At 39.7% G+C, this 13,137-nt stretch carries 16 protein-coding genes; 3 read left to right on the top strand and 13 right to left on the bottom strand.

Annotated features, from left to right (window positions below; all coding sequences use genetic code 11):
- The first annotated feature begins 113 nt into the window (after window positions 1-113).
- Window positions 114-764 (top strand): hypothetical protein, encoded by a 651-nt coding sequence (locus MHH33_RS01335; protein ID WP_342542703.1) that lies wholly within the window; start codon window positions 114-116, stop codon window positions 762-764.
- A gap of 95 nt (window positions 765-859) precedes the next feature.
- Here the strand turns inward: MHH33_RS01335 and MHH33_RS01330 are convergent, their stop codons facing one another.
- Window positions 860-1,537 carry a KinB-signaling pathway activation protein gene (locus MHH33_RS01330; protein WP_016429923.1) on the bottom strand — a complete coding sequence of 226 codons (678 nt, stop codon included), beginning with the start codon at window positions 1,535-1,537 and terminating at the stop codon, window positions 860-862.
- Window positions 1,538-1,685: 148 nt separating this feature from the next.
- Between MHH33_RS01330 and gerD the strand changes: the two genes are divergently transcribed.
- A complete protein-coding gene (gene gerD / locus MHH33_RS01325) occupies window positions 1,686-2,282 on the top strand; it encodes a spore germination lipoprotein GerD (protein WP_342542702.1) in 597 nt (198 codons plus the stop codon).
- A 41-nt stretch (window positions 2,283-2,323) separates the two neighbouring features.
- Here the strand turns inward: gerD and MHH33_RS01320 are convergent, their stop codons facing one another.
- The 3 genes from MHH33_RS01320 to MHH33_RS01310 form a co-directional block, all read right to left on the bottom strand.
- Window positions 2,324-3,382, bottom strand: a complete 1,059-nt coding sequence (locus tag MHH33_RS01320) for a P-loop NTPase (protein ID WP_342542701.1) — start codon at window positions 3,380-3,382, stop codon at window positions 2,324-2,326.
- Between the two features lie 150 nt (window positions 3,383-3,532).
- Window positions 3,533-4,246: an N-acetylmuramoyl-L-alanine amidase gene (locus MHH33_RS01315; RefSeq protein ID WP_342542700.1), complete on the bottom strand. Its 714-nt coding sequence runs from the start codon at window positions 4,244-4,246 to the stop codon at window positions 3,533-3,535.
- Between the two features lie 133 nt (window positions 4,247-4,379).
- Window positions 4,380-5,081, bottom strand: a complete 702-nt coding sequence (locus tag MHH33_RS01310; RefSeq protein WP_016429919.1) for a DUF421 domain-containing protein — start codon at window positions 5,079-5,081, stop codon at window positions 4,380-4,382.
- A gap of 137 nt (window positions 5,082-5,218) precedes the next feature.
- Here MHH33_RS01310 and MHH33_RS01305 point away from each other — a divergent pair, with 137 nt between their 5' ends.
- Window positions 5,219-5,518 (top strand): hypothetical protein, encoded by a 300-nt coding sequence (locus MHH33_RS01305; RefSeq protein ID WP_016429918.1) that lies wholly within the window; start codon window positions 5,219-5,221, stop codon window positions 5,516-5,518.
- Between the two features lie 255 nt (window positions 5,519-5,773).
- Here the strand turns inward: MHH33_RS01305 and MHH33_RS01300 are convergent, their stop codons facing one another.
- The 9 genes from MHH33_RS01300 to MHH33_RS01260 all read right to left on the bottom strand — a co-directional run bounded on the left by MHH33_RS01300 (window position 5,774) and on the right by MHH33_RS01260 (window position 12,806).
- Window positions 5,774-6,391: a YitT family protein gene (locus tag MHH33_RS01300; protein ID WP_342542699.1), complete on the bottom strand. Its 618-nt coding sequence runs from the start codon at window positions 6,389-6,391 to the stop codon at window positions 5,774-5,776.
- A gap of 141 nt (window positions 6,392-6,532) precedes the next feature.
- Window positions 6,533-7,387: an alpha/beta hydrolase gene (locus MHH33_RS01295; protein WP_342542698.1), complete on the bottom strand. Its 855-nt coding sequence runs from the start codon at window positions 7,385-7,387 to the stop codon at window positions 6,533-6,535.
- A gap of 163 nt (window positions 7,388-7,550) precedes the next feature.
- Window positions 7,551-8,249: a DUF4386 domain-containing protein gene (locus MHH33_RS01290; protein WP_016429915.1), complete on the bottom strand. Its 699-nt coding sequence runs from the start codon at window positions 8,247-8,249 to the stop codon at window positions 7,551-7,553.
- Window positions 8,250-8,532: 283 nt separating this feature from the next.
- The gene (rpsI, locus tag MHH33_RS01285) at window positions 8,533-8,925 is read right to left on the bottom strand and encodes a 30S ribosomal protein S9 (RefSeq protein ID WP_016429914.1); all 393 of its coding nucleotides are present in this window, start codon (window positions 8,923-8,925) and stop codon (window positions 8,533-8,535) included.
- A gap of 20 nt (window positions 8,926-8,945) precedes the next feature.
- Window positions 8,946-9,383 (bottom strand): 50S ribosomal protein L13, encoded by a 438-nt coding sequence (gene rplM / locus MHH33_RS01280; protein WP_016429913.1) that lies wholly within the window; start codon window positions 9,381-9,383, stop codon window positions 8,946-8,948.
- Window positions 9,384-9,549: 166 nt separating this feature from the next.
- Complete coding sequence (truA, locus tag MHH33_RS01275; protein WP_016429912.1) at window positions 9,550-10,299, bottom strand: tRNA pseudouridine(38-40) synthase TruA; 750 nt, start codon at window positions 10,297-10,299, stop codon at window positions 9,550-9,552.
- 19 nt (window positions 10,300-10,318) lie between these two features.
- Window positions 10,319-11,116 carry an energy-coupling factor transporter transmembrane protein EcfT gene (locus MHH33_RS01270; protein WP_342542697.1) on the bottom strand — a complete coding sequence of 266 codons (798 nt, stop codon included), beginning with the start codon at window positions 11,114-11,116 and terminating at the stop codon, window positions 10,319-10,321.
- Complete coding sequence (locus MHH33_RS01265; RefSeq protein ID WP_342542696.1) at window positions 11,113-11,985, bottom strand: energy-coupling factor ABC transporter ATP-binding protein; 873 nt, start codon at window positions 11,983-11,985, stop codon at window positions 11,113-11,115. Before MHH33_RS01265 ends, MHH33_RS01270 begins: the two co-directional genes overlap by 4 nt.
- Window positions 11,961-12,806 (bottom strand): energy-coupling factor ABC transporter ATP-binding protein, encoded by an 846-nt coding sequence (locus tag MHH33_RS01260; protein WP_342542695.1) that lies wholly within the window; start codon window positions 12,804-12,806, stop codon window positions 11,961-11,963. Before MHH33_RS01260 ends, MHH33_RS01265 begins: the two co-directional genes overlap by 25 nt.
- Between the last annotated feature and the right edge of the window lie 331 nt (window positions 12,807-13,137).

Genomic DNA, 13,137 nt, shown 5'->3' with positions numbered 1-13,137 from the left:
CGCTTGTTTTGACGACTTTTGTATCTTACCATCCTCCAATAAAGTATGTCAATACAATATCATAATTTTTATTGGAGAAAAATAAACTAGTTCATGGGAGGTTGTGTAACTAATTGAAGATACGTATTTTTATAGCCTTAATCAGTGTGTTCGTTTTTTTCTTATTTATTCAACAAAATGAGCAATGGACATCGGTTTTCCGAGTAACAGATCAACCTGACGTTTTGATGAAGGGCAATCATGGAATGACACTCACTGTGGATTTGTCTTTTGGCCGTGAAGATGTTGACGAGTGGATTACAAAGTTAGAAAAACCTTATCCACTTCTATTTCTTGATGCAGATTGGATTGAACGTTCTCCTTTAATTGTGAAAAAGATTAAAGAAAAAAAGATTCCAGTGGGATTACTTGGACACGAAAGCAAACACTATGAAGAAACACCTGAATTATTGGGAGAAGAAATCAAACGCTTCAAATCCGCATTCGGTGTTATACCGCTTTGGTATCGGACATATGATCACGCTTTTCCTGAGCCATTAAAGACACAAGTATGGGATTATCAAATGAATATGGTCAGTGCAAACGTCAATTGGATAACTGGTAATGCTCCTACAATTCGGAAAGGAGATATTGTATCCGTTGCTTTACACCAAGAAACTCGTGTTGATTTAAAAGAACTGATTACTTATCAAAAAGCGCATCCTTTCGTTTCTATAGAAGAAACCCTTTTTGGTTATCAGACGGAAACGAAAACTTTCCCCTAAAAATTCGAATGACACCAAAGCTATTGTAACTCCTTTGATTGCATTTATACTTTAGGACAATAAGAAAAGGACATCCAACTGTGGATGCCCTTTTCTTATGCTTTTGCTTTTGCAGCTTCAGCGCGTGCTTTTCTTCGTTCTTCTAATTTTAAACGGTCTGCATCTGACTTCGCATTGTATTTTGGCAATTTTAAAAGTTGGTATGCATTCACAGCTAATAATGGGAACAATAATAAAGTCACATAACGGTCTACATCTTTTTCATCTACCATCAAAACCGGTAACCATTCTAAAGTTGTGATGACAATCATGAAAAATAACGCGGAAATGAATGCGTGTTTTTTTGTCCATTTTGCTTTGAAGTAAGCAACAACCAATCCGGTAACCAACAGTACAGTCAACAGTCCCAAGTACAACAGAAGTTGTGATTGGGTCTCTGCTAGTGGCATAAATCGGAATTTAATCAAATCAAAAATGACTAATGCAATAATTAATAATTGTACCCAGTTCCATAACGTAAGCGTTCTAAAAATATTTACACCGAATTGATGAACTGTCAGATAGGCGAAAAACCCCATTTGACTGAGAACACTCATTGTCATTCCAAGAAACACAAACCATAAGAAACTGGCTGCGAATTCTAAGTACTCACCACTTGCAACATATGGTGCAAATGCGTCTTCCCATCGAATAAATAAACTAAGTACACCAGTAACGGCTCCGCCGATTAGTAGTCCCTTAAAGAAAAATATAACCCAATTTCGTATCGTCACAGCAAAAAATCCTCCGTTTTTCTCGAGTTCCTCTTCTGATTGTATCAACGAATAAGTAAAAAATCTATTTTACGAAGAGTTATCTACATATTCTCAGCGATTTTGTGAACAATAAATGAAAAGGCCAGTGCGAGAAAAGAGGTTGAGTATGCGAAAATGGATAATTCTTATAGGTATCGTTTTATTGACAGGCTGTGGAGGTCAACCACAAAGTAATCCTTCTTATGAAGAGACGAAAAAAATGGTTACAGACACGATGCAAACTGAAGAGGGCAAAAAGGTAATGCGACAAATGCTTTCGGATCCTGAATTTAAAGAACTGTTAGTTTTGGAACAGGAAGATGTAAAAAGCTCAATTGAAAACACACTTCTTTCTAAGGATGCGGAAAAGTTTTGGAAGGATACTTTTAAAGATCCAACCTTCTCCGAAACATTTGCTAAAAGCATGAAGGATCAGCAACAAAAAATCATGACTGATTTAATGAAAGATGCTTCTTTCCAAAAGGAATTAGAATCATTCTTTGGACAACCTGACATGCAAAAACAGATGGAAACAATTTTAAAGTCGTCAACAAATCGAAAAGAAATCGAAAAAATTGTGCAGGAAACGATTGATAGTCCGCTTCTAAAAGCTAAATGGGTAGAATTAATTAAAGCGGCTGGCATGACTGAAGAACAAGGGAAATCACCATCAAAAGAATCTGGTGGCGGTAGTAAAGACGCCGGAGGAAATAAACCGCAATAACAGAAACCCCCGCTCGTAATATGCTGAGCGGGGGTTTTACATTATTTTGTTAATTTATTAATGACTTTTGAAGCAATTTCTTCGTAAATTTTACCCGTTGTGTGTAAACGTGAATAAACAGAAGGTGCAAAATCATCCTCGTTCCAATCAGGTTGACCTAATGGAATTTGCCCAAGAAGCTCTGTACGAAGCTCATCTGCAAGCTTCGGACCGCCACCTTTACCGAAAACATATTCTTTTTCGTTAGATGTTTTCGACTCGAACCATGCCATATTTTCAATTACACCTAGTACTTCATGATCCGTTTGTAGAGCCATAGCACCAGCACGTGCTGCCACGAATGCTGCGGTTGGATGAGGTGTTGTTACCACGATTTCTTTTGATGCTGGAATCATTTGATGGATATCGAGTGCAACGTCACCTGTTCCAGGTGGTAAATCAAGTAGTAAATAATCCAGCTCGCCCCACTCAACATCTTTAAAGAATTGATCTAATACTTTCCCTAGCATCGGACCACGCCATACTACAGGTGCATTATCTTCTACGAAGAAGCCCATTGAGATGACTTTTACGCCAAAACGTTCAACTGGAATGATGCGATTGCCATCAATTTTTGGGCTTTGTTGTATTCCCATCATATCCGGCACGCTGAATCCATAAATATCCGCATCAATTAATCCGACTTTTTTTCCTAAACGAGCTAATGCCACTGCCAAATTGACGGAAACCGTAGACTTCCCTACGCCTCCTTTACCTGAGGCAATTGAGATAAATTCCACTTTATTTAATGGGGACAACAAATCCTGAGCTTCAGACTCTGTTGCCGTTCCACGGAATTGTGCCAATACTTCTGCAGGTAATTCTTCAAAGCGAATCCCCACTGTACCAACGCCCGCTTGTTTCAATGAGTCTACAACTTTCATTTGCAACTGCATTTGTTCCGCAGTGTTTGTTTTCGCAATCGCCAGCTTTACGCTAACGTGATTTTTTTCTTCTTTAATGGATACTTCTTTAATGCCATTTGTTTCGAGTAACGTTTTATGTAAAAAAGGGTCCAGTAATTGCCCGAGCATTTCACGGACCTGTTGTTCATTCATCAATTTAGACACTCCTTCAATGTACATTTCGTCCTTTAGTATATCATATCGAATTGGAGGTGGTAGTGTTGTAAGATATCCAGATTGAGTGGGTAGGATTGATAAACGGTTACTCGTCAACATTTCTAAATTACCGGTACATGGTCATTCATGTCATTGCATTTGACTGTCTACATACTTTTCAATGCCATCAGCAATCGCTTCTGCCATTTGCTCCTGGTAATCTTTTGATGTCAGCAACTTTCGTTCTTCAGGATTACTTAAGAAACCAGTTTCCACTAAGACCGCCGGCACAGTTGCTTTTTTCAATAAATATACTTGTTTGATTGCCAATGCTTCACGGTCGGTGTTTCCGATATGTTCCCGGATGGCACCTTGAATCGCTTTTGCAATAGCCGCTCCACCTTCATGGCCGTCTCTATGGTAAAATACTTGAGCTCCGCGCCATCTTGCATCCGGTATGGAGTTTACATGAACACTGATAAATAAATCCGCATCTGAATTAACAATCATTTCTTCACGCAATTTCAAATCAGCGAGTTTTCTAGCTCGAATTGTAGGAAAAGTTGCTTTTGGATTGTGCTCCGCTACTGCATCATCTGCATGTGAACGTGTCATGACTACTTCTGCACCCAACTTCTTTAATTCCTTCTCGAGCTCTTTCCCCAGTGCAAGCGTAATATCTGACTCGACGACCTCACCCACCGACGCTCCCCCGTCCATTCCTCCATGACCCGGGTCTACCACAATTTTCATTCCACCAAGAGGGGCAGGCAAAAAGAATGCGCGATCGGAAGCTTGCGTTTCATAAACCACAACCGTTACTGAAACTAACAATAAAAGTCCAATTACTATCCAGCGTTTCAACGCGTACGACACCACCTTTTAAACTCACTATACGTATGTCCGAGGCGAACTATGAGCAAAAGAATGGTTGCTTTTAAAACATATAAAACCTTTTCCATGAAAAGAAAAGGTTTCGTCAAATATTATCGGTATTTCAATCGTCTTCTCCTAAATCAATGTAAATGGTGCCATCCGATTCAATCTCGGCATAAAATACTTGTTGTATTGAATTCACGCCATGTTTCGTCAATTGTTTCATTACCCACTCTTCTGTTAGGCCAGCTCCCTGCAAATTTCGAAGAATGATTTTACCCTCCGCAATGATTGTGCAGGGCATATATTTCGGTACAACGATTTGTGCTTTTACATCTTGCTTCGTCGCTGATTGCTGCGCAACTTTTTTGAAAACACTCAGCTCTCCGTTTGTTTCCAAAACGGCAAAATGCACATCCTTAACTGAGAAAATCCCCTGCATTCTTAGTAACATATTTAAATCCCCGATAGGAAGGCGGCTTTTCTTAAGTCCGTTCTCCAAAATCTTTCCATTCTTTATGACAATCATCGGTTTATCATCGAGTAATGATTTTGCCTTGGCAGATTTCATTGATATATAACTGAAAATCACTGTTAGAATAGACCACCAAATCAATGATGTTATCGCATTGAAATAATGAGTATCGTCATGTGCAACCACTTCACCAGCTATCGAACCAATAGTGATACCGGTTATGTAATTAAAAAAGGTTAACTGACTTAATTGTTCCTTACCTAAAAGCCGTGCAAGACCAAGCAAGACCACAAAAGTAACGGTCGTTCTAACAATCATCTCTAAAAAACTAAAATTATCCAGATTCATATGTAACTTCCCCTTCCTCTCACTACATCGCCTTTTTCATTATTTCCGAATGCAAGATTGCTTATTCACTATAGTGGGATGAGTTCTACAAACCTTTCTCGTTAAATTACATACGATAGAAAGAGGGGGCTTCCAGTATGAATGATGATCAGTTTCGCAAACAGTTAAATTCAAAATACACCCTGCATGACTTATTGAAAGGGCAAGACCTCGATATCATAGCCGCCTCTTTACTACTCTTAGGTAAACTAAAAGTGGAATCAGTTCAACTATTTCGTAACTCCCCCAGTATTAGCGTTACATTAATTGGAAAATACCGAAATTTAAAAGATGATAAAACGAATCAGATGGCTGATTTTTTGGATAAAAACGGTGACATGACCCTTGACGAAGTGTTTGATGCCCTAAGTAAACGCATGAATAAAAAAAGGAAGTGATACATTTGAATTGTTTTGATGTTAAAAGTAATTCCAGTTTTGATGGAGTGAAATTTGTGAATGTTATTTTACTTGTTTTGTTCATTTCCCTTCTACTTTTCGGTTCCAGAGATATTCCAGATGTGACATTTGAATCCGGTATCATTTAAAGAACTCATATTAAAATAAATGGCCACAAACCTCGAAAGAGGATTGCGGCCATTTTATAATTTTCTATTTGTTCGAAAGCCCGAAAACACTCCAACTCTTTTATAATCAAATTCCAAATGAAATAACAGGCACTTTTACCTTTTTACTCTTCATAGCTAGCAGACTAGTCATCGTCCCCACACAGATTACTGTGATAAATGATAAAACCAAGGAGCTGTCGTCAATTAAAAAGTAGCCTGTAAAAACTATAATGAAATCAATCATAAAGATAATCACTCCGGGATTGATTTTCAAATAATTTGCTATAATTTGTCCAAGCAAATCCGTTCCGCCAATACTGGTATCGTAACGAAGCATGAGTCCGATTCCTGCACCAACAAATATGCCCCCTAATACTGCGCTCCCTAACGGATTTTGATCCAGAACATATCCTAAGGTCCGTAACGGATTATACGTTAAATCCACTACGAAGGAAGAAATCAGCATACCGTGAATGCTATTGTATAAAAAAGATCGATTATAAAACAAAGCAAGAATCAAGACAGGAATACTCAACAGAATCACCAGCAAGCCCACTTGCATCCCTGTCAGGTAATGCAATATTAACCCCATCCCAAAAGTGCCACCATCCAATAACTCATGGTTAATCAGAAAAACGTTCACGCCTATTGCCATCAACAAACTTCCAACAACAATCGATATCGTTTTATGTATAAAGGGCATGCTATTCCACCTTCTTAAAATCACCTTACTGAATGTATATGATTACTTTTCTTAAATATTTCAAATTGAAAAGTCCTTCTGTCATCCTGCAAACAACTAAACTTATTAATAAGTGAAGCCATCTGCTAACTTGTTCCTTTTTTATCCGATAAAACGAACAAGCTCCCTATTAAATTTTTTCATCTCACAATAGAACAACCCATGCCCACTGTAATAAAAAGGAATGAGTTCCGATCCTTTTATACCCTCATGCATTAACTCGCCCAATACATATGGACATACTTTATCTTGTTTCCCATGGAAAATGGCGGTAGGAACATGGATTTCGGCTAGATCATTTCGTAAGTCTTCATCCCTTAGTGCCAAGAGACACATGGCAGTTGCATGACCGGAAGCTTCTAATCCTAGACTCTGAAACCAATCAATAAAACTTTCAGTTAGATACCTTGCGAAAAAAACATCTCCAAAACCAGCCAGCATTTGCGGTCGATTGGTGTACGTTTCTTGAATCAATTGATTTACTTCTTCTGTTGTTTTTCCATATAGAAAATCAGGACGTTCGGTAAAGGAAGGTGCAGCTGCGCCAAAAAGAGCCAACTTTGAAATTTTATGGCCTTCATGGCGGGCCATATAGCGTATGGCAATTGCACCTCCCATTGAGTGACCAGCTAGAATGACATCCTCCAATTGCAGCGTATCGATTATAACTCGTACATCATCAGCCATTCGATCATAATTATAACCATCCCAAGGGCGATCAGATTTTCCAAATCCCCGATGATCGATTCCGATACAGCGGTAACCCATTGCAGGTAGCTGATCGAACTGATATTCAAACATTTTATGATTAGCTGGCCACCCATGCAAAAACAGAATGGGCTTGCCATTTCCAGGATTCAAATCCTCAACGTAAATATTCACATTCTCTTCAACCGTAATATAATAACCGATTTTTCTTCCCCCGTTACATAATTTGGTAGATTCCCGGTCCCTCATAAAGTTCATCCTCGCTATTTTATGCAACAAACTTAAAAGTATTAGATAAAAAGGAAACATTGATAAAACAAAAAAACCCTCCCAAGAATGGGAAAGGGTTTTTGAAAATCCGAAGATTAACGTTTTGAGAACTGAGGTGCAATTAAAAAGTTCATGTAAACAATTATGAAACCGAAGCAGATTGAAGCATTTTTGCATTGAACCCTTTCACGATCAGCCATACCGCTAATATCATTTCAAAGAAGAAGATCGGGATTGCCAGGATGGTTCCCCATGTTGAAACCTGCTGAATCACTCCGAACATTTCTAACAAAGCTGCGATTATAATCATTGATGCTCCTGCAAGGCCCATGACGGATATAAATCGGGGTACAAGTTTAGATTGATAAAGCAAATAGCTATACATCAAAGTGTTTACACCTAACATGAAGTTGGGACCCAAAATAAAAGTCCAGTCATGTACTGCCAGTAACAATGCGCCTGAAGTTTGATATGCGGATATACTCGGATTATCTGAACTTACGAATACCTGGCTCAACGTCAATAGAGAAAGTACGCTGACTATGCCAATTACAATGAGAACGGCTTCAAAAAAACGGAAACACACATACCCACGTGCAATACTTTCATTTTGTTTTCTTATATATGGATATAGCATAATGGCAGTGCCAATAGCAGAACATGCCAGAATCAACTCAAAAATCGCCCCAAGTATTATCTGGTTTTCATTTTTAGCTCCCGAAACGAGGTAATCAGGGTCATTGAGAATCGGATTATACAAAATAAGTCCTATGATTGCCGTAACCGTCGCAACAATATAAAGCACTCCGATAATTCTTGCATTTAATTTGCTTGATTTCACTTATTCAATTCCCTTCCTTTTTTAATTACAATTGGACCGTAATTTGTGTACACAATTGCTATTATTTATCCTCCTCCGATTCCTTATATTCATTAATATCAACGAATACGAATAAATAGAACAACAGTTAAGACGAGTAAGATCTATATTTACAAAACAGCAAAAGAGCAAACCTTAACAAATTTTAAAGGTACATTGAGTTATGATCTGTGGTCAAAACAATTTTCCATACACAAAAAAACCCTCTCCCACGAATGGGAAAGGGTTTTTGAAAATCCGAAGATTAACGTTTTGAGAACTGAGGTGCACGACGAGCGCCTTTAAGACCGTATTTTTTACGTTCTTTCATGCGTGAGTCACGAGTTAACAATCCTGCAGATTTCAATGCTGGACGGAAATCAGGATCTACATGAAGTAGTGCACGAGCAATACCATGACGGATTGCGCCTGCTTGACCTGTGTATCCACCACCATTAACGTTTACATGGATATCGTAGCTTCCAACTGTTTCAGTTGCTACTAATGGTTGTTTGATGATTTCGCGTAATGTTGCGAATGGTACGTAGTCTTCTACGTCACGTTTGTTGATTACGATTTTGCCTTCGCCCGGTACTAAACGTACACGTGCAGTTGAGCTTTTACGACGACCTGTGCCGATATATTGAACTTGTGCCAAGGTTGTATCCTCCTCTATGATTATCCGCGAAGCTCATAAGCTTCTGGTTTTTGTGCTGCATGTGGATGTTCTGCTCCAGCGTATACGTGAAGTTTAGTGAACGTTTGACGACCTAAAGAGTTTTTAGGAAGCATCCCTTTAATTGCTAATTCAAGCATTTTTGTTGGGTAGTTTGTACGCATTTGTAATGCAGTACGTTTTTTCAATCCACCAGCAAATTGTGTATGACGGTAGTAAATTTTGTCTGTCAATTTTTTACCAGTCAATTCGATTTTCTCAGCGTTGATAATGATCACGTGATCACCTGTGTCAACGTGTGGTGTGAATGTTGGTTTGTTTTTTCCACGTAAGATAGCAGCTACTTCAGAAGCTAAACGACCAAGTGTTTGGCCTTCTGCGTCTACTACTAACCATTTACGCTCTACTTCGTGACCTTTAGCCATGAATGTTGTACGCATGTATTTTGTCCTCCTAATTCGATCTAATCTGATTTGAAATTTTCTATATCATCATCAACAACAAGTTTCGGGGCTTATTGTGGGGTTAATGAAATACCATGTGTCATCATATAACGTATGGAACAAAAAGTCAAGGAATTATTTTAAAACACCTGGACGTGTTGCTTCATTCAGAATAAAATACAGATTCCAAGTACAAACCGTGTGCTGGCGCGGTTTTACCTGCCTTTTTGCGATCCATTGCGGCAAGCATTAGTGCCATGTCGCCCGGCTCGCGACGACCAATCCCAACTTCCCACAAATTCCCCGCAATGATGCGAACCATATTATATAAAAACCCGTCGCCTTCAATGATCATATGAAGTTCACCATGCTCATTTTCAAGCAATTCCAATCGTTTGATGGTTCGCACCCGGTCGACAACTTCTGTGCGAGCTGAACAAAAACTCGTAAAATCATGTGTGCCTAAAAACGCTTGAGCGGCTTCTCTCATTCGCTCGATGTCCGGATTGATTCCAGGCATATATACGACGTAATGACGCTTAAAAGGGCTCTCAACGTCTCCTAAGCCCCATTTGTATCGATATACTTTGCCTGAAGTACCATATCGGGCATGAAAGTCACTTGAAACTTCTTCAACAGACACCACGCGGATATCACCGGGCAGCTGAACATTTAGTGCCCGTTGCCATCGCTCGATGGGAAATTGCAGGTCGGTATCAAAATGGATGACTTGTCCAGTCGCATGAACACCAGCATCTGTGCGGCCACTTGCCACTACACGGACGATTGTCCCTTTGTGCATTTTTGTAAGGACGCGTTCTAATTCAAGCTGAACCGTCCGTGCATTAGGCTGTACTTGATAGCCGGCAAATCCATAGCCGTCATACATGATAATTGCTTTTAAGCGTTTCACTGCATTTTTCCCTCCAGTTTTACGATCGGAGCCACCATAGTAATAAAGTTAAAAGCCCTAACATAGCGAGGGCCGTACTATCGCGCCAATCCCACTTTAATTGACGGTATCGTGTTCGCCCTTCTCCACCACGGTAGCCACGTACTTCCATCGCTACAGCTAAATCTTCAGCCCGTTTAAATGCACTGACAAACAAAGGGATGAGTAACGGCACAACCGCTTTGATTCGCTCTTTGATGGAGCCCGTACTAATATCTGAACCGCGGGCCATCTGGGCTTTCAAAATTTTATCAGTTTCATCCATCAATGTTGGAATAAAGCGCAACGAAATCGACATCATCAACGCGAGTTCATGCACGGGTAATTTGAAACGTTTGAATGGGTTCAATAGAACTTCCATTCCATCTGTTATTGAAATCGGCGAAGTGGTCAGTGTTAAAATGGATGTGATAAAGACCAGAACCAAAAATCTAGTGGAAATGAAAATACCTTGTCTCAGTCCTTCTTCATACACTTCGATAAAATGCCATTTCCATAATAAGTCTCCTTCTTTTGTAAAGAAGATGTGTATCAGGAAAGTAAATATGAGTAAAAACATGATGGGTTTCAACCCATTAATTAAGAAATATAGACGAATACGTGATAGCAAAACAGTTCCTAAAGTAAATGCAAGAATTAATGCATATGTCACAGCATTGTTTGCCAAAAAGACAATGGCAATAAACAAAAAGACAAATACCAGTTTCGAACGAGGGTCCAGTTTATGTACAAATGAATCCCCTGGAATATAACGACCAAATATCATTTTTTCCATCATAAGGAATCACGCTCCCTTTGAACGACACGACTTATTTCCAGCGCTAACTGTTCTTCTGTCAAGCAGAGTCTGTCCAATGGATAACCTAGTCGAGCTTCAACTTGACGTTGGAAACGTACAACACGTGGTGCTGCTAAACGATATTCAGCAAGTCTCTCTTCATTTCCGAAAATAGTGACCGGATCGCCACTTAGAACACAACGGCCATCATGCATGATCGCTACTCGATCTGCATAGCGCGCCGCATCTTCCATGGAATGGGTTACCAAAACCGTGGTTAATCCTTTTTCTACATGCAGTTGGTGGAACAAATCCATGATTTCCTGACGTCCACGAGGGTCCAAACCTGCTGTAGGCTCATCTAATACCAAGACGCTAGGTTCCATCGCCAACACACCCGCAATGGCCACTCGTCGCATTTGACCACCCGACAAATCGAACGGTGACTTATCCAGTACTTCTTCAGGTAAACCCAGTTGGTCAGCTAAGACACGTGCCCGTCGTTCCGCCTCTTCTTTTGGTACGCCAAAGTTTAAAGGACCAAACATGATATCTTTCAATACAGTCTCATCAAACAATTGATGTTCAGGAAATTGAAAAACGATGCCAATTTTCTGACGGATCGATTTTAAGTTCTTTGCTTTCTTGCCAGCTTCAATCGTCATATCGCCAAGCTGTACTGACCCTTCAGATGGTTTCAATAATGCATTTAAATGTTGCAGTAAAGTCGATTTCCCTGAGCCAGTATGTCCGATAATAGCCTGGTAGGAACCAGAAGGAATAAGTAAATCCACGTCGTATAGTGCACGTTTTTCAAAAGGTGTCCCTTTGGCGTAGGCATACCCTACTTGTTGAAGTTGGATGTCCATACATCATTCACCAACTCTTGTTCTGACATGTGTTCGTTTTTTAACGCTATTCCATTCGCACGTAATAGACTGCCCATTTTCATGGCAAATGGCAGATCTAATCCAAGTGCCACCAGTTCTTCTCCACGAGAAAAAATTTCAGCTGGTGTGCCTTCAGCATATTTGTGCCCGTTATTCATTACAAAAATGCGATCCGCAAGTAAAGCTTCCTCGAGATCATGCGTTATGGATAAAACCGTTAACTGTGTTTTCTCCCGTAATCTACGAACGGTAGTTAATACTTCTTCCCGCCCTTGTGGGTCGAGCATAGAAGTAGCTTCATCCAAGATAAGAATTCTCGGCTTTAAAGCCAATGCACCCGCAATAGCTACTCGTTGCTTCTGTCCACCTGATAAATGATGCGGCTCACTATCTAAGAACTTTTCCATTTTCACTTGCGCAAGGGACTCGTGCACACGTACAACCATATCTTTAAACGGAACTCCGTTATTTTCCAAAGCAAAAGCGACATCGTCCTGGACGGTAGCCCCGACAAATTGATTGTCTGGGTTTTGAAATACCATGCCCATTTGTGAACGAATATCCCATAAATTCTCTTCATTCAGCGTTTCACCAAGAACACGTACTTCCCCCGATTGAGGAAATAACAGTCCATTCATGAGTTTCGCCATTGTGGATTTACCAGAACCATTATGACCAACGATTGCAATCCACTCGCCATCATTGACAGAAAAAGAAATGTTTTCTACAGCTTTTCGCGCATCCTTTTCTTCTGGTGAATATGTATAGGTGACTTCATGTAGTGATATTATTTCTGTCATCTCTATATGACCTCCTCTTACTCTGCTCGAACTCAACTCATTCTCATCAATGTTTCTATTTTACACTATTACAAAAACACAGTTTGCACCAGAAAGGTGCAAACTGAGTATATATTCTTACACTGATATCCAAATAATAAATATTTTCTATCAATGAAATAAAAAAGCGCGCACCTCATTCAGAGAAATGCGCTCTTCTATATCTTTTTCGTATTCGGTTGCTCAGACCGTCTACGTGAATGAGGTGCGTAGAGCTAGACGAGACGCTACCAAAAGGTCCGCTCATCGTAACGCTCTGCTTTTCATTATGTCGTATAAATCTTTTTCTTTT

The organism is Paenisporosarcina sp. FSL H8-0542 (assembly GCF_038632915.1).
In the GTDB taxonomy this organism is placed as follows: Bacteria; Bacillota; Bacilli; order Bacillales_A; family Planococcaceae; genus Paenisporosarcina.
This window is presented reverse-complemented; position numbering and strand designations above follow the sequence as displayed.

What these genes read in the sequence shown, in the direction of transcription:
- gerD (WP_342542702.1), top strand. Translation starts at nt 1,686, where the DNA reads ATGCGAAAATGGATAATTCTTATAGGTATCGTTTTATTGACAGGCTGT.
- MHH33_RS01310 (WP_016429919.1), bottom strand. Translation starts at nt 5,081, where the DNA reads ATGAATCTGGATAATTTTAGTTTTTTAGAGATGATTGTTAGAACGACC.
- MHH33_RS01305 (WP_016429918.1), top strand. Translation starts at nt 5,219, where the DNA reads ATGAATGATGATCAGTTTCGCAAACAGTTAAATTCAAAATACACCCTG.
- MHH33_RS01300 (WP_342542699.1), bottom strand. Translation starts at nt 6,391, where the DNA reads ATGCCCTTTATACATAAAACGATATCGATTGTTGTTGGAAGTTTGTTG.
- MHH33_RS01295 (WP_342542698.1), bottom strand. Translation starts at nt 7,387, where the DNA reads ATGAGGGACCGGGAATCTACCAAATTATGTAACGGGGGAAGAAAAATC.
- rplM (WP_016429913.1), bottom strand. Translation starts at nt 9,383, where the DNA reads ATGCGTACAACATTCATGGCTAAAGGTCACGAAGTAGAGCGTAAATGG.
- MHH33_RS01270 (WP_342542697.1), bottom strand. Translation starts at nt 11,116, where the DNA reads ATGATGGAAAAAATGATATTTGGTCGTTATATTCCAGGGGATTCATTT.
- MHH33_RS01265 (WP_342542696.1), bottom strand. Translation starts at nt 11,985, where the DNA reads ATGGACATCCAACTTCAACAAGTAGGGTATGCCTACGCCAAAGGGACA.
- MHH33_RS01260 (WP_342542695.1), bottom strand. Translation starts at nt 12,806, where the DNA reads ATGACAGAAATAATATCACTACATGAAGTCACCTATACATATTCACCA.